This is a genomic window from Methanosarcina baikalica (assembly GCF_031461075.1).
In the GTDB taxonomy this organism is placed as follows: domain Archaea; phylum Halobacteriota; class Methanosarcinia; order Methanosarcinales; family Methanosarcinaceae; genus Methanosarcina; species Methanosarcina baikalica.
Genome location: NZ_JAVKPK010000001.1, coordinates 37,968 through 55,681 on the forward strand (window position 1 = coordinate 37,968; position 17,714 = coordinate 55,681).

A 17,714-nucleotide genomic window follows, 5' to 3' on the forward strand; every position below is an offset into this window, starting at 1 on the left:
GTTAATGAGAAATTAAGGGAAATAAGGGAATTTAGAGGATAATATGTTACCAAAATTGGTTATTCACAACAGTATAAGCCTGGACGGCTCGACTACAGGCTTCGAAGCAAACCTTGAAATTCACTACAAAATCCTCAGTAGCTATCTGCCCGATGCCATGATAGTCGGTTCGAACACTGCAAAAACCGGAACCCAGTTCTTCTGCGAGAAAATCCCTGCTGAAGAGGAATCGGATTTTCAGAAGCCTGAAATCCAATCCGATGACCCCAGGGCATACTGGCTGATTGCTGACTCAAAGGGAATCCTTGAAGGGCTGATGCATGTGTTCAGGCGTTCCGAATACAGCAAAGATGTAATAGTGCTGGTCTCGGAAAAGACCCCGGAACCTTACATCAATTATCTCAAAGAAAGAAATTATGAATTCATTCGGACCGGCGCAGACCGTGTAAACGTCAGACATGCACTGGAAATTGCAAACGAAAGGTACGGCTTCAAACTCGTAGTTTCGGACAGCGGAGGAGTGCTGAATAGTATCTTAATCGAACAGGGGCTTGTTGAAGAGATCAGCCTGATAATTACCCCTGAAATTACAGGAAGAAAAGGGACAAACCTTTTCAGGAGCCTGGAAAAAAGCGGTATTCAACTCGAACTTTTAAGAGATGAAATTGTGGAAAAGAAGTATGTGCATCTGGTGTACAGGGTTTTGAAAGAGTAAAAGAGAGTCATAATTTAGAACTCGACCTGTGTGACAGCATTCCGGACGAGGTTTCCTGCCGAGTAATTGTAGTAATCTATGCGCTCAAGTGGTCAACTACCCACGACTGACGTCTTGAAAGTTATTCTTCTTTTTATACTGGCATATTGATAGTATCTGAGTTTTACTGCTGAACAGTCAGGGATTTATCAAAGATTTACGGTAACTCTCCAACCTGGGAAAAACAGCCTAAATAGCCATTTTTCATACGATTCAATGGATAAATCTCCCTGAATTATTTTCCTTTAATTGTTGGTTATTGATTGCGTTTTTTATTGGTTAGTAATCAAACTTATCTGTGATGTCAAAATCAATATCAATCAATGAGCTTGGGTAGGCTGAATAATTACGATTTAGAATGTATTTGGTTGAAGGAGTTTTATAATGGAGTCGTGAACTGGAACTAAATTAGATCGAAATCTAAAGGAATGTTTATATAAAATCGTTATAGTTCAACATAATATATATTTACAGTCACGCTGTCAAAATGCATATTTTTCCTCTCGAAAAAGGAGAAAACATATTTATTGATTTCTGAAACTCGTGACTATTTTCTATTTTTTAGAGGATAAGCATAATGAATAATAATTAAAGATCTGTGCAAAAAAGTTTATAATGTAAACACATATAATGTTAGAAAGTATTAGGCGAAAAGTTCCGGGGAAAAAAGAACCCTCGCAATAGAAGTTTACGGTGGAATGTAAATACGAACTACAGAATTATTCCAATTATTACTTATAGAAAGGACAGTTTCAAAAATCTCGCTTTAAGTGGGATAAGAGCTGGAAAGCCTGTACTCTCTGCTCCGATTGAAACACACTTTACAGGCTTTGTTTTAACCGCCGAACCCCGGCTTAAGGAGTGAATGTTTTTGCTCGAAGCCTTCGTTTACGGCGCTGTTATAGCTCTTATATTCGGAACTGTCCTGCCTTTCCTGTACCGCAATAAAAAAGCAAGAAAGGCTTCCTTCGGCCTATCTTTGATTTCTTCAATCCTGCTCCTGATATTTGCAGGCATAGTCCTCTACACGGGAAAAGAGCCTGCTTTTCAAGCCTTCCGATTTCTTCCCGGACTGGACTTTACCCTGGCCGCAGACCGGCTCTCAGCAGGCTTTATTCTGCTGATTGCGGCAGTTGTGCCAGGGGTTTCAATATATTCCATTGAATATGTAGAACATGCTAAAAGTGAAGCCGGAAAAGACCTGCAAACAGCCCTTACAAATCTTTTCATCCTTGCCATGCTGATGGTCGTACTTGCAGGAAATATGGTCGGATTCCTGGTTTTCTGGGAAATAATGTCCCTTTCTTCCCTATTGCTCGTGCTCCACGATTATTCCTCGGAAGAAAACAAAAAAGCAGGTTTCTTTTACTTTGTAATGACAAGTCTGAGTACAACCTTTCTTTTCCTGGGTTTTATAAATCTGTTCAGGCTAACAGGCTCTGCCGAATTCGGACAACTGGACTACCCGACAAACGTCCTGACCTTGCCTTTCCTCTGTCTCTTTATAGGTTTCGGAATCAAAGCAGGGATTGTCCCCTTCCACAAATGGCTACCCTATGCTCATCCCGCAGCCCCTTCAAGCATTTCGGCTCTGATGTCAGGAGTCATGCTGAAGGTTGCAATCTACGGCTTCCTGCGTTTTTTACTTTTTGTTTCCGCCCCCGAACTCTGGTGGGGGATACTCGTTCTTATAGCAGGCAGTCTCTCAGCCGTGTTAGGGGTAATTTACGCACTCAAGGAAAGCGATATAAAAAGGCTGCTTGCCTATAGTAGCATTGAAAATATCGGTATTATTTTAATAGGGATTGGCCTGTATCTAATATTCAAAGTCGAGGGACTTGAAGCCCTTTCTCTCTTAAGCCTTGTAGGGGCCTGTTTTCACGCTTTTAACCACGCTCTTTTCAAAAGCTTGCTCTTTCTCTGTTCAGGCTCAGTGGTTCATGCCACTGGCACACGGAATATCGAAGCCTTTGGAGGCCTCGTAAAACGTATGCCCCATACTGCCGCTCTCTTTCTGATAGGCTCGGTTTCGATTGCAGCCCTGCCTCCGACAAACGGCTTTATAAGCGAGCTAATTCTTTTTCAGGCTTATTTCTACTCTTCAGCTCTTCCGGACCCTCTCCTAAAGGTCCTTCTCATTACTACCCTCTCGGTCTTTGCACTTACCAGTGCGCTTGCAGCAGCCCTCTTTGTGAAGCTTTTCGGAATTACCTTCCTTGCTCTTCCGCGGACGAAGTGCGCAAAAGAAGCCACCGAAGTCTCAAAACTCATGCTGCTCGGAGAAGCTGTACCTGCGGCTCTCTGCATACTCTCAGGGCTGTTTTCATCCAGGCTTCTGATCCTGCTGGGCTTTGACCTTGGGATTCCGGATATGCTGCCTCTCGGGCTGATTCTCGTTGGAGCCTGTGGGCTGGTGTGGCTTGCAGTTAATAATTCCGGCACTTCGAAAAGCCCAAGGATAAGTAAAGAAACCTGGGGTTGCGGAATCCTGGCCCAGCACCCTACAATGGAATACACCTCTGCAGGCTTTTCAGAGCCTCTTGTGGTCATCTTCAAAAAGATCTACAGGACTGAGATCTCCAGTACCAGGGTGTATGCGGATACAAAGGAAAGCATCTTTAAGAGCGGGACTGCCAGGATTCACCTAATTAAGTTCTTTGAAGAGCATCTATATCTCCCTGCGGCCTGTGCAGTCAGCGGGATCTCTTCCCAGGTCTCCAAAATGCAGAATGGGAAGCTGGATACCTATGTGCTCTATGTTTTCATTGCGGTACTTACACTGATGATATTTACGAGGTATTTCGCATGAATGCTTCATTCCTCTTATTTGCCCTGCTAAATACGAGCTTCGTCCTGCTGGTCTCACCACTCTTTATGAGCCTGATCAAAAAGGTCAAGGCATATGCACAGGGAAGAAAAGGCCCACGACTCCTGCAGAGCTATTTTGATTTGCGCAAGCTCATGCAAAAGGAGGTTGTATACTCTCCTAATTCCTCCTGGATTATGAGAATCACACCCTACCTCAACCTGGCAGTCCTTCTCCTTGCTACACTCTTTGTTCCAATAGTCTTTATTCCGGAAACTTCCGGAGGAGTGGGAAATATAATAGTCTTCCTTTACCTGCTTGCGATAGAGCGTTTTTTTACGGCATTGTGTGGGCTTGATGCAGGCAGCACTTTCGGGGGTATGGGAAGTTCCCGCTTAATGAGCCTCTCGGCTGTGGTTGAACCTACAATGATCATAGCCTTTGCTGCGCTTGCATATGTATTAAAAACCGTAAATTTTCACGAAATGTTTACAATAACTGCCGGTTCCACAATCCCGGAAAGCCCGACTCTGACCCTTATCTCAATTTCCCTCTTTATTATCATTATAGTGGAAACCGGAAGGCTCCCCGTGGACAACCCTGCAACACATCTTGAGCTTACCATGATCAACGAAGCCATGATCCTTGAACAGTCCGGGAAAAACCTGGCTTTAATAGAACTTACCCATACAGTTAAACAGACAATCCTGATGGCAGTCCTGATAAACATCCTGGCTCCCTGGGGACTTGCAACCGAGTTGACCTTAACAGGGCTTGCAGTCTCATGTCTCTACTTCCTTATAAAGGCCAGTCTGCTGGCGGGGCTAATAGGACTCTTTGAGTCCTCCCTTGCAAAAATGCGGCTTTTCAGGCTGCCCGGATTCTATATGATGGCCTTTTTCTTTTCCGCACTCACCATCCTGATGGAGGTGTTTACATGATATCCTCTTTCCTGACAGATCAGGCATTTCTCGAAGACATAGTCCGGATCCTCTTTGTCTTTGTGCTGATCACTGCAGCCTTTACACTTTCCACAAGGAATATTGCATCACTTCTGACCGTATATACTGTTCAGTCCCTGCTACTGGTCTTTATCGCCGTGTTTCTCTACCTGATTCAGGGCAGCCAAACGCTGCTTGCGATAGCAGCCCTGACACTTGTGAGCAAGGTACTGTTAATTCCCCTCTTTATAAATTTGGTCGGGGAAAAAATCAAAATCAGCAGGGACATGAAGTTTAACTACCTGGAACCAACAGCGTCCCTTCTTGTAAGCATGGCCCTAATCCTGCTTGCCTATGTCTTTCTCTCCGGCTTTTTCAATGAATTTGTCCTCGGAAAGTTGTTTTTCATCGGGGCTGTTATAGGATTATCCCTGACTCTGATGGGTATGCTTGTGATATTTAGCCGGAGAAAAGTGATTACAAAAGTTATAGGGTACCTGACAATGGAAAACGGAGTGCTGCTCTTCGGAATCTTTGTTGCGGATCTTCCCTTTATTATAGAAATCCTGATTGTAATAGACCTGATGATCCTTGTACTGTTAACAACTATCCTGGCAGTAGGCCTCGATTCTACGATTGAAGGGTACCACAAGCGTCTCCAGATACTTAAAATCTGGTCAGGGAGGGAACATCAATGATCATATTAGGTTATCTGGTAGTGGGAGCTGTATCTCTTGCCCTTATCTTGCTTTCGAAGTCTCACAGGACAATGAATGCCTTCTCCATTTTGCACACACTTGCGTTTCTTGCAATCGGCCTTTATGTGCTGCTCACTACCGCAGTCCCGGCTTTTGAGGCCGGAAGCGAGTATTTCTATGTGGATCATCTCAGTATCTATGAAGTTCTGATTGCAGCTTTGCTGTTCTTCCTGGCTTCGATCTATGCAAACGGCTATGTAGAAAGCCTGATGCAGGCCCGGGAACTACACAGGAGTAACCTGAAAATCTTTTATACGGCTTTCAGCCTCCTGCTTACGACAGTGACCATGGCTTTCTTTTCGGATAATCTTGCTCTATTCTGGATCTTTGCCGAACTGACAACAGTCTTTTCAGCCGCACTTGTGGCAATCCTGTCTGCCAAAGAAAACATTGACGCTGCCTTCAAGTATATCTTCATAGCGTCGGGAGCCATGCTCTTTTCATTTATAGGGCTGATCTTTCTGTATACGCTCTCCGGGGAAGTTCTCGGAAGCGGGACTCTGAACTGGACCGTGCTGACCGCAAATGCAACTCTCCTGTCTCCTAAAATGCTGACTGCAAGTTTTGTATTTTTGTTTATCGGCTTTGCAGCAAAATCCGGGATTTTCCCCTTTCATACCTGGCTTCCGGATGCACACTCAAAAGCCCCTTCAGCAGTAAGCGCCATCTTATCAGGAGTCCTGTTGAATGTAGGCATGTATGGAATTCTCCGAATGTATGCGATTGTCCGGCAAACACAAGCTGAACATCTGGTATCCCAGTTTCTCATGGGCTTTGGGCTGCTTACGATAGCATTCGCGGTCCTGAATATGCTTTTGCAGAAAAACCTGAAGATGCTGATTGCCTTTTCAAGTATGGAACATATGGGCATTATCCTCCTTGGAATAGGAGTTGGAACACCTCTTTCTCTCTTCTGGACGCTTTTTTATGTCCTGGCCCACTCGCTGACCAAAGCCTCGCTCTTCTTTTCGGCAGGTATCCTGCACAGGCAATACGAAAGCAATCTGATTCAGGACATGAGAGACGTCCTTTCGCTCCAGCCCGTTGCAGGCTGGGGATTTATTATTGGGAGCTTTGCAATCGTCGGCATGCCCCCTTTCCCGATCTTTTCGGCCAAATTCTTCATCCTGTTAGAAGCTTTCGGGTTTTCGAAATTTCTTGTTTTTGCAGTCCTCCTCCTGCTGGTCATTGCATCAGCTGCATTTGCAAGGTTTTTAATCGAGGCTTTTAGCCGGAGTTCGAAAGATACTGGAATCGGGGAATCGGAAACTCCACTTCATCCGTATATAGTCAGGAAAGGGATGAAATTTCCGATCCTGGCCATTATCTTCATGATCCTGGCACTCGGAGTTTTCTTTCCGGAATCTCTGGAAAACCTGTTGAACGAAATTGTGCACGAGCTTGGATACATTTGAGTAGGAGACAAAGAGAAGATGAATTCAAATCAAAACACAAAGAGTTCCCTGACCCTGGCAGAGCCGAAATTAATAGATGATTGCCAGCTTCCGATGAATCCTGCAATTCCTGCGACCCAGTACATTACGAATTTATTAAATGATGTTTCAGGCAAACAGCCGCTAATCGGGAAAGGAAAGAATAATGAATTATATATTCCTCTCGGAGAAGAAGAGTTTTTGAAGATCGTGCCTGTTCTTTCCCAGAAGGGTTTTGTCTTGATAAGCCTGTTCTGCGTCCAGGGTTTTGAGGGAAGCCCTGAGTTTACTCTCATTTATTTTTTCAGGCGGAGCGGTTTTACTGACGTATTTGCATTTATGCGGCATGCAAGGGCTAAAACAACATCTATTGCTACGATTTTCCCTTCTGCCTGCTGGTATGAACGAGAAATTCGGGACGGGTTTGGGGTAGAATTCACGGATGCCTTTGATAAGAGAAGGCTCTTTTTGCATGAGGCATACCCCGAAGGCTTTCACCCTCTCCTGAAATCTTTTAAAAATGGAAAAATCCAGGCTGTCGAAAACCCCAGGGAAGCATATCCTTTCAAGAAGGTGGATGGCGAAGGCGTATACCAGATTCCGGTCGGGCCGGTCCATGCGGGAATTATTGAGCCGGGACATTTCAGGTTCAGTGTGATTGGAGAGCCTATTTTCAATCTCGAAATCCGGCTCTTTTACAAACACCGGGGAATCGAAAAACTTGCTGAGGGAAAAACGCCCTCTGCCTGTGTACCCATTGCAGAAGCCATAAGTGGGGACGAAACGGTTGCCAATACCGTTGCCTTTTGTACGGCCGTAGAAAAGATTGCGGGAATCGAAATTCCAGCCAGAGCCAACCACTTAAGGACAATTCTCCTGGAGATGGAACGCATCTATTCACATATGGGCGACCTCTCTGGCATGATTACGGATATAGGATTTCCACGGATGACCACACCTTTCCTCATCCTGCGTGAAAATATTTTCAGGCAAAACGAGCTTCTCACAGGCTCCCGGTTTATGAAAAACAATATAGATATCGGAGGCATAAAAAAGGATATTTCAGGAGAGGCCCTTTCAAAGCTCTCCCTCTATTTGGAAACTTTTGCACCGAAGTTTGAATCTGCTGTTGCAGATGTCAGAGCTTCTTCGTCTCTTATTGATAGGTTTTCAACAACAGGGGTCCTAAAAAAGAGACTCGTTGCTCCGCTTAATCTTACAGGTCCCATTGCCCGAGCGTCGGGGGCTTCTTATGATATCCGCCTTGACCACCCATACGGGATCTATAGAGCCAAGTCTCCGGAAAGAAAGATCAGGGCTACAGGAGATGTCCTTTCCCGCTTTGAAGTTAAGGCTGCAGAAGTTCAGGACTCAGTTTTCCTTATACGAAAACTCATAGCCTCAGCTTCGGACTACCCGGTAACTTCCGGAGTCGCAGTTTCAAAAATTCCTGACGGATATGCTCTTTCGATGGTGGAAGCTCCTAGGGGCCAGAACTTGCACTGGGTCTACGTGAGAGGTGGGCTAATCGACCGCTACAAGATACGGACCGCCTCTTTCTGCAACTGGCGAGCAATCGAACACGCAGTCCTCGGCAATATTGTCCCTGACTTTCCACTTATAAATAAGAGTTTGAACCTCTCGTATGCCGGTACCGATCTTTGAGGTGAAATGAATGGTAAACCCACTTACATATGTTTTCCGCCGAAAAGTGACGGAAAAATTCGACTTTTCAGACGCTGAACTCGAAGCTCTCGGCTCCGAACTAAAAGCGGAAGTTAACCAGGTTTTCGGGAGCAGCCTTGCAATCCGCGAACTGGATTCAGGCAGCGATAATTCAACAGAGATTGAGATTTCAAACCTCGGAACTCCATACTATGACGTTGAAAGGTTTGGGATCTCTTTTGTGGCTTCCCCAAGGCATGCTGATGTCCTGCTGGTGACAGGAGCAGTCACTTTAAACATGGCTGAAGCCGTTATAAAAACCTATGAAGCAATGCCCTCCCCGAAGTTTGTGATAGCAGTCGGAAATGACGCCTGCGATGGCGGAATTTATAAAGGTTCCTATGCCGTACTTGGCGGAGTTGACAAGATCCTGCCAGTGGATATAAAAATCCCTGGAAACCCTCCTACCCCGAAAGAAATCCTGCGTGGGATTTTTGCCCTGGTAAAAAAAGCTTCGAAATAATATAGTAAAAACAGTTTCTTCTTTTCATTTTTGTACCCATATTATTTTTAGAAATTGTTCAATTTACAGGGTCGCTATTTGATTAATTTTCCATATCATGGGTACATTTTTTATTTGTTTCATCGGGAAGTGACGCTTATATACAATGAAATAAAGATTTCATGGGGTTTACGCTCAAATAAAGAAATGAAAGCCGACATCATGTGGAATGTCGAGTTATTTCAGAAACCGGCAGATTGGATATGCAGGCACAGAGAGACATTACCCCCAGAAAACCAAAACTTTCAGTTAAAGAAGTTGAAGCTCTGGGCTATTACGATTTTATGAGTTATCTGGGAGTACCCTATTATCATGTAGGCGGCCTTACCTCTACCAAAAAACTCGCTGAGTTATGCAGGATTGACTCTACAAAAAAGATTCTGATGGTTGGATGTGGGACCGGTTTTTCTGCCTGTTACCTTACCAGAAAAATCGGCTGTGAGGTGATAGGAATTGATATTGCGGAACTTTCGATCGAGGAAGCAAAAGAAAGGGCAAAAAAACAGGGAGTTTCAGATAAAGCTAAATTCAGAGTAGGAAATGCTTACGCTCTGCCCTTTGAACCAGGGACTTTCGATGCCGTGATAACAGAGTTTGTGTCTCAGTTTTTAGACAGAAAAAGAGCCTTCAAAGAATTTGCAAGGGTCCTGAAACCGCGGGCTTATGTGGGGATAAACGAAATGTATAGAGAAAAGGAAATTCCTGCTAAAGCCACCGAAGAAATCGCTCAAGCCGAAAAAAAATTGGAGAAAATAACAGGGCTTCCGTTTTCCCTGCCGTCACCTGAAGAATGGAAAGAAGAACTTGAAAGAGCAGGCCTGAAAGATGTTAATGTAAGAATGTGCAAACCTATCCAGTACCTTCAAGAAACAAAATATATGGCAGAAGCTATGGGAGGAACCTGGAGCTTTGTAAAGTTCCTTATAGGTCCGATCTTGAAAATGGTGAAGTACTCCCTTTTAAGCAGAAAGATTCGATACCGGTTTAAAAGGCTGGCAGAAAGCAAAAAAATCCTCCTCCGAAAAAAATCAACCTCAAAATATGTGGGTTATGTACTGGCTACGGGAAGAAAAGATTTGTAAAAGAACCGAAAATTGCCTGACCAGACAAAAAAGAATGCAAAAGCTGTTTAATAAAAAATAATTGGTAAAAGAAACGTTTGATAAAAATCCTCTAAAAGAGAAAAAAGTATTTTAACTTAAGTAAAATAGGTGTTTTTTGGAAAAAGATATAAAGGATCAACTGAAAAGTAGCGCAGTAATGTTGCAAGAAGTTCCTTCAGGGTTTTTCTGGGAGAAAGAAAGAACTTTTGCCAATACAGGTTGCTTTCTGAAAAGAAATAAAGGAGAAATGTCTATTCTATATTTAGAAGCTTCCCGGGGAGATGGAATAAAATGAAAATATCGCTTATTGATCTGGCATTTCTTTCAGAAAAAAGAAAGGATGTATTGCTCCTGCTAGAAGAAGGGCCTAAAACTGGGGACGAAATAAAAACAGCTCTCAACGTCAACTCAACCTCTATTATGCCGCAGATCAAAAAACTAAAAGAGGGGCGCCTGATAGTACAGGATGATAAAAATACCTATAAGCTCTCTGAAATGGGAGAGATAGTAGTCGAAAAGATGGAGCCTCTACTGGATACTGTGAGGGTTTTCGAGGAAAATTACGATTACTGGACAAACCATGACTTTACTGCAGTTCCCGAGTATCTCCTTAATAGGATTGATGAATTGGGAAACTATTTCATGCTTGAGGCTGACCTCAACCGACTTTTTGAAGTACCTGAGGATTTTAAGAATAATCTCCTGGAATCAAAGCACGTAAAAATGTTCCTTTCATATTTCAACCCTCTTCACGTTGAAATTTACTCTGAACTTGCGAGAAAAGGAGCTGAAATGTGTCTTATCCTGACAGAACCGGTATTTGACAGGATGAAAAAGGACTATTACGAGAACCTGAAGTCTCTTATGGAATCAAAAAACATTGAGATTTACATCTGTGACAAAAACGTAACTCTCAAAGATGTAGTAACAGAGCGTTTCTGTTCGCTTGTACTTTTCGATAAAAAGGGAAAGTTCGACCATCAACGCCTGATGAGTTTTGACGAAAGCGCACTTAAATGGTGTGAAGAACTCTTTTTGTATTATAAAGAGATGTCAACACGCTTGGAGAAATTATAAGCACCTTTCTGAAGTTAGATTAATATTCTCCTAGATACTTATCGATCAAAGCCCTGAATCTGTGGATATCAATGGGTTTGGAAACGTAGTCCACACAGCCCATTTCTATGAAATGCTCTTCGCTACCTTTCATAGCATGAGCGGTAACCGCTATTACAGGGATATCCGCAGTTGCAGGATTCTTCTTAATTCGTTCGAGAACCTCAAGACCGTCCATCTTCGGAAGCTGCATATCAAGTAAAATAATATCGAATTTATTCTCAGCAAGGCGTTCAAGAGCCTTTATCCCATCCTCGGCTTCAGTTACGTTATGCCCGTATAATTCCAGAAGGTCCAGAATAAGTTCCATGTTCAGAAGATTATCTTCAACGATCAGAATTTTTTTCATCATTACGCCTCTTCAGCATAGCTAATTGTTTTATCCTATTAGTTAACTCTTTTCTTCCGAAAGTGTCCTTTTTCATAATGAAAATAAAATTCCCTTTCAGCTCGTGTTCAATTCTTCGAGATTCTTCTCAGCGAGTTCTCCAGCTGTGTACACGATAAGAGGAATATCTTTTGTGCGTACATTTGCCCTCAGGCATCCTCCCTTGAAGAAAGAACAGCGTTGGTCTCAACCAGATCCAGAATTTGAAACTTAATTATGTTTTTTACCTTTTCTACATTGTCAGTTGCTTCTTCTTCCTGCAAATCGGAAAAACTGGAGAGAATGCTCTGAGGTGCAAAAATAACAACTGGAATGAGAAGAGCAAAAATAATATAGATTATAACAAGGATCTTTCTACTGACATTCATATTTTAAACTCAGAGCTGGGGGTTTCAGGTTGTTTAAACCAGGAAATTATTGGGTTGAAGTTGGAGGGAAGTTTATAATATATTAGTAACAGATAAACTTAAATTAGAATCTATATAAAAGTATTCTATAAGCCATCATGATAAGAAAAATTATTTTTAATTTATAGAAAAATAAGAGAGAAAAGAGCGAATTAAACTTAGAAGTGTCCTCAGAATAGGGCAAAAAGATAGAACAACCAGGTCAAAATTTATGACTGCATTTATTAAAAAGACGGCAGAAAAAAATTCCCGACAAATAGCTTTTATAAGTTGTTGACTATAAAAAATCCGCATTCTAACGCAATCATAAGGAGCTTGAAATTTTTTTTACTGCCACTGCTCTCATCCTGCTCAACGATGTGAAAAAAGAGATGCAGAAGGTATTGTCGAGTTTCCATATACGACCTATAATTTTCTAACCATGTTTCTAAACTCTGGATACTTTAGTCCGGCGTGTGAAACATTTTGGATTGAAAAGGTCTATATAATATTGTCAAATAGACAATAAAACTGTAGTAAAAATAAATGTATATTAATAATGTTAAAAAAGGTATGACTTATGAGCGAATTTACCCTCAAAACAAGACTTTTAGCTGCCCTTGAAGGCAAGCCCGTTGACAAAATACCTGTTTGTTCCGTGACCCAGACCGGAATTGTAGAACTCATGGACGAAGTCGGAGCCCCCTGGCCCGAAGCCCATACAAACCCGGAACTCATGGCAAAGCTGGCAATTGCCAACCATGAACTCAGCGGACTCGAAGCTGTAAGGATCCCCTACTGCCTTACCGTTCTTGTTGAAGCAATGGGCTGTGAAATCAACATGGGTACGAAGAACAGGCAGCCATCTGTTACTGCTCATCCCTATCCCAAAGACCTCGAAGGCGCAGCCATCCCCGCAGACCTCCTGCAGAGAGGCAGAATTCCAGTAGTACTCGAAGCTATTAAGATCATCAGGGAAAAAGTAGGTCCTGACGTACCAATTATTGGTGGTATGGAAGGTCCTATTACAGTCGCTTCAGACCTGATAAGTGTAAAATCTTTCATGAAATGGTCCATTAAAAAAATTGACCTCTTTGAACAGACTCTGGATCTTGCCACAGAAGCTGCAATTATGTATGCAAATGCAATGGTTGAAGCCGGTGCAGATATAATCTCCGTTGCAGACCCTGTCGCTTCCCCAGACCTCATGAGCCCTGACTCCTTCAAGCAGTTCCTCCAGGCAAGGCTGCAGAAGTTCTCCTCCAGCGTAAACTCCGTAACTATCCTCCATATCTGTGGAAACGTGAACGCTATCCTCAACTACATGGCAGACTGCGGTTTTGAAGGTCTCAGTGTAGAAGAAAAGATCGGCAGCCCGAAGAAGGCAAAGGAAATCATTGGAGGCAGAGCAAGATTCGTAGGAAACGTCTCCAGTCCGTTTACCCTCTTACCTGGCCCTATTGACAAAATAAAAGCTGAAGCAAAGGTAGCCCTTGAAGAAGGCGTCGATGTGCTCGCACCTGGCTGTGGGATTGCACCCATGACCCCCCTCGAAAATATCAAAGCCATGGTCGCAGCAAGAGACGAGTTCTACGCATAAGAAGGCACGAAATTCTTTATTTTTTTAAGGGCACATTCCGGAACTCTAAATCTTTAGAGCTTCTGGATATCTTCCCGTTTCGCATTTTTTTAATTTTATCCGGAAGGGACCTCGGGAATTGTAAAATCTGGAGCCAGCCTTAATAGGCGGCCAGTTCAGAGGGTCAGTCCAAGAAGATAACTTAATAATTCACAAAAATAGCTTATTCAGTAGGATACTTATTGAAATTTATTAAATTCAGGAAATATCTGAAACATACTGGTTGAGTAAATCTTAAACTTTTTTGGAGGAGGTTAAGGTATGAGAACAGGAGTCGCAATTGACCTGGGAACCAGCGGTTTTAGGGCCCAAAAAATTGACCTGGAAACCGGTGATATTAAGAAAACCGTCATAACACTGCGAAACCCCCTACCTGGAGCAAACGTAATGGACCATCTTGATTTTGCAATCCATTACGGGCTTGACAAGGCCCACGGGCTCTCGGCAACAGCGGTAAAAAATATCCTCACCGAACTGGGAGTAAACCCAGCTGAAATGGAAAAGTTTTCAATCTGCGGGAACCCTATCCAGCTTTCCATCTTTCAGGGTATTCCCATCGAAGACCTGGCATATGCCGGAGAGCGTAAAAAACAAAAATATCACATTGAGGAGCAGAATAGAGATGCTCGTATAATATCCATGGCTGAGATAGAGGGGTTCGAAGAAGCCACTAACTGTAAACTGTTTGTGCCTCCTGCAATTAAGCACGAAGTCGGAGCCGATGCACTTGCCCTTATTGTAAAAGCAGGGATGATCGAAAGTAATGATATTGCAATTGCAACGGACTACGGCACAAATGCAGAAATGGCTCTCAAAGCAAACGGAATTATATATACCGGCTCAGCTGCCGCGGGCCCTGCTCTCGAAGGGCAGGAAATCGAATACGGGTCAATTGCTTCTCCTCACACGATCTGTGACGTGGAATTTGAGGGAGAAAACCTGCGCTGCTACGTGCTCGACCGGGACATGAAGACCACCATGGGAGACCTTGTAAATCCTAAAACAGGAGAAGTGGTGGAAAAGAGAGAAATCACTGCAAAAGGCATCACAGGCACTGGAGTTATCGCCCTAATAGAAGCAGGAATGAGAAATAAACTGATTGTGCTGCCTAAGATTCAGACTTCGGAAGGCATCATCCACCTCCAGAACGGGATAAAATTTACGAATAAAGACCTTATAGCAGCCGGAAGAGCTATCGGAGCTATCAGGGCCGGACATATAACCCTCTGTGCAGCTGCAGGCATAGAGATGGAAGATCTAAGGGTCGCTCACATGTCAGGAGCCGCAGGCACTTATATGGATGCTGCAAAAGCTCACCAGGTAGGGATGATTCCCTATAATGCAAGTTACGTCTCTCAGATAGGAAATACCTCCCTGATCGTTGCCCGGGAAATCCTGCTTTCCGAAGACCGGCTATGGGAATTGCAGGCAATTGCAAAGGAAATACTGGGCACCCATGTAATGTTTGCAACCTCCGAGGCTTTTAAGGAAGCCTATCTGCTGGAACTTGCTTACTGGAATGAAGGAATGGCTTTCAAGATGCTTCAGAAGTTCCTGAAAAAGAAAAAACTCCCCATGATCGGCGAACCATCCCTTATTCTGAAAATCGACCGTAAGGTTGAAAGGGATATTCCTGAACTCGGAGAAGAAGGGCTTGAAGTGCTTGAGAAGGTCGGGACTTACCTTACAATGGTTATTGAAGACTGTGAAGGCTGCCATAAATGTGTAAAGGTTTGCCCGAACGGAGCCCTAAGAGTGGAAGAAAACGGGACCGTAAAAATAAGGACCGACCTATGTGACGGAGCAAACTGCCAGCGCTGTCTGCACGCCTGCCCTGATGACAGGTTTAAGTGGGAAAACCTGAAAGTGGCAGGAATCTGAAAAAAGCAGAGAAATTTTAACGACAAGAGTGGACAGCCCGTAAACTGAAGTTTGCGGACTTTCTGCTTCACGTTCCAGAGTGCAATTCAGAATTGAGAATATTCCTTACTTTCCAAAGATAAAGGTTCCAATCAGGTATGATCCTTAGTAAATTTCCTGATAATATTGCAACTATTGTGTTTGCATCGTATTTTACACATATTAATTTTCGTTAATTTAATTTTCTTTAACCTCCAAAAACAGCAGGTGGTTTCTGTGCTCAGGTCCCCTCCAGACCTTTGACCTCGAACCACCATACCTCCTTAAGATTAGGGAGTAAAGTTATGATATGCTCAGATACTTTGATGTTTTGCGATTTTCGGTGCTAATACAAGCATATCGAATACCTGTCGCTATATGCTTTCAACCGAAAGCTCTTTTTAACAACATTTTTGATCGCTTGTAGAGTTCATGCTAAATCTGTGACTTATTAACATGGGATGGATATCACTTTCTTTCATCTTCAAACAGTTTTGAGAGGGAACAGTTTAGAGATAGAGAAATATATTTTAAGAATAGAGAAGTTGACAGTTATATCCCTGAGCTAAAGGCAGAGTTTTATACTAATTTTTTAAAAATCAAAAAGAAAGGGACAGTAAACAGAAAGCGGCAGAAAACGGAGGAAAACGAGTGGAAGTTATTGTTGTCGGAGGTTTCCTGGGAAGCGGGAAAACCACCACTATTATTAATATGGGCAAATATCTGGCAGAAAAAGGAAAAAAAGTTGCCATTATCGTGAACGAGATCGGGGAAGTAGGGATCGACGGAGACGTGATAAAGAGGTTCGGGTTCGATACCAAAGAAATCACAAGCGGATGCATCTGCTGCTCCCTAAAAGTAGGGTTAAGAACGACAGTAACCCTCCTTGCAAAAGAATACAATCCCGATATTCTCATGATCGAGCCCACAGGCATTGCCTTCCCCCACTTGATAAGGGACGAAGTCGAGCTCATGAACCTTGGAGAACAGGTAAAAATGGCTCCCCTTGTAACCCTGATTGACGGCAGTCGTTTCAAGCCCCTGATGAAAGAGGTGAAAGAATTTGCTATGCGGCAGATCATAGATGCGGAAATCCTGGGGATAAACAAGGTAGACCTGATCGAACCTATCCGGATTCCCATTCTTGAAGCATCTGTTCAGCAACTTAATCCGAAAGCCAGAATAGTCTTGCTTTCAGGGAAGGACACGGGAGAAAGATTTGAAAGTTTCATGCGAATGGTGCTCCCGGAAATGGAAGAGATCCCTGAAAAAGCCCCGGAAGTTGCAATCGTAGAAAAACCTGAATCCTCTGCTCCGCAGGAAACCGAAAATTCAATCGACGCCTCAGGGGTGGGCAGTTATTCTGCAGAATTTGCGGTTGAAAACGGAAACCTTAGCACTGGAGCTACCAGGGAATTAACAACCGAGTTAATGAACACAATAAAGGCGAAGGTGTTGAAGCTAAATCCTGAATTCGTAGGACATATCAAGCTTTTCCTGGATAATGGGTTAGAAACCGTGAAACAGAGCGTTACTATATATTATGAAGAACCCCAGGAAGATATAATCAAATCCGAGGAAGGAGCTGTCGCGAAACTCAAGATCCTTTCAGCAGTCTCAAACGTTGAGAAGGGAGGACTTAAGGATGCTGTAAACAGTTCGGTTCAGGAAGTTTTTGAGAGAAAGAAAATAGAAGTAAATAAAACCGAACAGGGCCATGATCACGAACATGGGCATCACGAACATAACGGGCATAAGGATCAAGTGCACGTGCAAAGGATTTCGAATATTAAAGGCAGGAAAGATTAAGACTAAGAAATAGAGGTGAGGAAAACATTTGATTTTTCCTCACCAGCTTTTTTAATTGATCTTCATGGAGCGGTCTATATAATACTGAGCCAGTTCATTGTCCCAGGGCGCTTGGAGTAAAGCTCATTATCTTCCTGTGGTCAAATTCCCCGTTGTTCCAAAGAGTTTTAACATCATAAAAGTGTCCGCAACCATAAAAGAAGAAGGCCTTATTTTGCCGGAATAAATATAAAGCGATACTTTGTTTTGGCCGCCCTTTATTATTTGGTTGGTGTTCTTTTTTAGAATACTCTTTATGACATTTCTAAGCCTTTTACTCTGCAATTCGGTTGTTATAGCAGATCTGTTTCAACACCTGAAAACGAAATTAACACCTGAAAACGAAATAATTATTACGCTGAAAACTTACTCATGAAAGCATCAACCGTGTACTGGTAGATGACAAATTTTGCTAT

15 protein-coding genes are annotated in these 17,714 nt (G+C 43.1%); 13 read left to right on the forward strand and 2 right to left on the reverse strand.

What is annotated here, in order from left to right; genetic code table 11:
• Positions 1–43: 43 nt before the first annotated feature.
• The 10 genes from RG963_RS00180 to RG963_RS00225 all read left to right on the forward strand — a co-directional run bounded on the left by RG963_RS00180 (position 44) and on the right by RG963_RS00225 (position 11,099).
• Entirely contained in the window at positions 44–715 is a 672-nt protein-coding gene (locus RG963_RS00180; protein ID WP_310574250.1) for a RibD family protein, read from the forward strand.
• 910 nt (positions 716–1,625) lie between these two features.
• Positions 1,626–3,563: a proton-conducting transporter transmembrane domain-containing protein gene (locus tag RG963_RS00185; protein WP_310574251.1), complete on the forward strand. Its 1,938-nt coding sequence runs from the start codon at positions 1,626–1,628 to the stop codon at positions 3,561–3,563.
• The gene (locus RG963_RS00190) at positions 3,560–4,501 is read left to right on the forward strand and encodes a respiratory chain complex I subunit 1 family protein (RefSeq protein WP_310574252.1); all 942 of its coding nucleotides are present in this window, start codon (positions 3,560–3,562) and stop codon (positions 4,499–4,501) included. Before RG963_RS00185 ends, RG963_RS00190 begins: the two co-directional genes overlap by 4 nt.
• The gene (locus RG963_RS00195; protein WP_310574253.1) at positions 4,498–5,199 is read left to right on the forward strand and encodes a hydrogenase subunit; all 702 of its coding nucleotides are present in this window, start codon (positions 4,498–4,500) and stop codon (positions 5,197–5,199) included. Before RG963_RS00190 ends, RG963_RS00195 begins: the two co-directional genes overlap by 4 nt.
• Positions 5,196–6,674: a proton-conducting transporter transmembrane domain-containing protein gene (locus tag RG963_RS00200; protein WP_310574254.1), complete on the forward strand. Its 1,479-nt coding sequence runs from the start codon at positions 5,196–5,198 to the stop codon at positions 6,672–6,674. The genes RG963_RS00195 and RG963_RS00200 overlap by 4 nt, the downstream gene beginning before the upstream one ends.
• Before the next feature lie 18 nt (positions 6,675–6,692).
• Positions 6,693–8,357 carry a hydrogenase large subunit gene (locus RG963_RS00205; RefSeq protein WP_310574255.1) on the forward strand — a complete coding sequence of 555 codons (1,665 nt, stop codon included), beginning with the start codon at positions 6,693–6,695 and terminating at the stop codon, positions 8,355–8,357.
• Between the two features lie 10 nt (positions 8,358–8,367).
• On the forward strand, positions 8,368–8,880 hold the full coding sequence (locus tag RG963_RS00210) for an NADH-quinone oxidoreductase subunit B family protein (protein WP_310574256.1): 513 nt from the start codon (positions 8,368–8,370) through the stop codon (positions 8,878–8,880).
• Between the two features lie 242 nt (positions 8,881–9,122).
• Entirely contained in the window at positions 9,123–10,001 is an 879-nt protein-coding gene (locus RG963_RS00215) for a class I SAM-dependent methyltransferase (protein WP_310574257.1), read from the forward strand.
• Between the two features lie 136 nt (positions 10,002–10,137).
• Entirely contained in the window at positions 10,138–10,317 is a 180-nt protein-coding gene (locus RG963_RS00220; protein ID WP_310574258.1) for a hypothetical protein, read from the forward strand.
• Complete coding sequence (locus RG963_RS00225) at positions 10,314–11,099, forward strand: helix-turn-helix transcriptional regulator (RefSeq protein WP_310574259.1); 786 nt, start codon at positions 10,314–10,316, stop codon at positions 11,097–11,099. The genes RG963_RS00220 and RG963_RS00225 overlap by 4 nt, the downstream gene beginning before the upstream one ends.
• Positions 11,100–11,118: 19 nt before the next feature.
• Here the strand turns inward: RG963_RS00225 and RG963_RS00230 are convergent, their stop codons facing one another.
• Together RG963_RS00230 and RG963_RS00235 are read right to left on the reverse strand one after the other, a co-directional pair.
• Positions 11,119–11,487, reverse strand: coding sequence for a response regulator (locus RG963_RS00230; protein ID WP_310574341.1), 369 nt, complete (start codon positions 11,485–11,487; stop codon positions 11,119–11,121).
• Between the two features lie 188 nt (positions 11,488–11,675).
• Positions 11,676–11,894 (reverse strand): hypothetical protein, encoded by a 219-nt coding sequence (locus tag RG963_RS00235; RefSeq protein WP_310574260.1) that lies wholly within the window; start codon positions 11,892–11,894, stop codon positions 11,676–11,678.
• Between the two features lie 598 nt (positions 11,895–12,492).
• Here RG963_RS00235 and mtaA point away from each other — a divergent pair.
• From mtaA to RG963_RS00250, 3 genes are all read left to right on the forward strand, one after another.
• Positions 12,493–13,512, forward strand: a complete 1,020-nt coding sequence (gene mtaA, locus RG963_RS00240) for a methylcobamide:CoM methyltransferase MtaA (RefSeq protein ID WP_310574261.1) — start codon at positions 12,493–12,495, stop codon at positions 13,510–13,512.
• 300 nt (positions 13,513–13,812) lie between these two features.
• The gene (locus RG963_RS00245; protein WP_310574262.1) at positions 13,813–15,432 is read left to right on the forward strand and encodes a methylamine methyltransferase corrinoid protein reductive activase; all 1,620 of its coding nucleotides are present in this window, start codon (positions 13,813–13,815) and stop codon (positions 15,430–15,432) included.
• Between the two features lie 669 nt (positions 15,433–16,101).
• Positions 16,102–17,259: a GTP-binding protein gene (locus RG963_RS00250; RefSeq protein ID WP_310574263.1), complete on the forward strand. Its 1,158-nt coding sequence runs from the start codon at positions 16,102–16,104 to the stop codon at positions 17,257–17,259.
• Positions 17,260–17,714 lie beyond the last annotated feature (455 nt).

Bases quoted from the DNA above. Each gene is read 5' to 3' on its own strand.
- RG963_RS00180 (WP_310574250.1), top strand. From the start codon at position 44: ATGTTACCAAAATTGGTTATTCACAACAGTATAAGCCTGGACGGCTCG.
- RG963_RS00190 (WP_310574252.1), top strand. From the start codon at position 3,560: ATGAATGCTTCATTCCTCTTATTTGCCCTGCTAAATACGAGCTTCGTC.
- RG963_RS00195 (WP_310574253.1), top strand. From the start codon at position 4,498: ATGATATCCTCTTTCCTGACAGATCAGGCATTTCTCGAAGACATAGTC.
- RG963_RS00200 (WP_310574254.1), top strand. From the start codon at position 5,196: ATGATCATATTAGGTTATCTGGTAGTGGGAGCTGTATCTCTTGCCCTT.
- RG963_RS00205 (WP_310574255.1), top strand. From the start codon at position 6,693: ATGAATTCAAATCAAAACACAAAGAGTTCCCTGACCCTGGCAGAGCCG.
- RG963_RS00210 (WP_310574256.1), top strand. From the start codon at position 8,368: ATGGTAAACCCACTTACATATGTTTTCCGCCGAAAAGTGACGGAAAAA.
- RG963_RS00215 (WP_310574257.1), top strand. From the start codon at position 9,123: ATGCAGGCACAGAGAGACATTACCCCCAGAAAACCAAAACTTTCAGTT.
- RG963_RS00225 (WP_310574259.1), top strand. From the start codon at position 10,314: ATGAAAATATCGCTTATTGATCTGGCATTTCTTTCAGAAAAAAGAAAG.
- RG963_RS00230 (WP_310574341.1), bottom strand. From the start codon at position 11,487: ATGAAAAAAATTCTGATCGTTGAAGATAATCTTCTGAACATGGAACTT.
- RG963_RS00235 (WP_310574260.1), bottom strand. From the start codon at position 11,894: ATGAATGTCAGTAGAAAGATCCTTGTTATAATCTATATTATTTTTGCT.
- mtaA (WP_310574261.1), top strand. From the start codon at position 12,493: ATGAGCGAATTTACCCTCAAAACAAGACTTTTAGCTGCCCTTGAAGGC.
- RG963_RS00245 (WP_310574262.1), top strand. From the start codon at position 13,813: ATGAGAACAGGAGTCGCAATTGACCTGGGAACCAGCGGTTTTAGGGCC.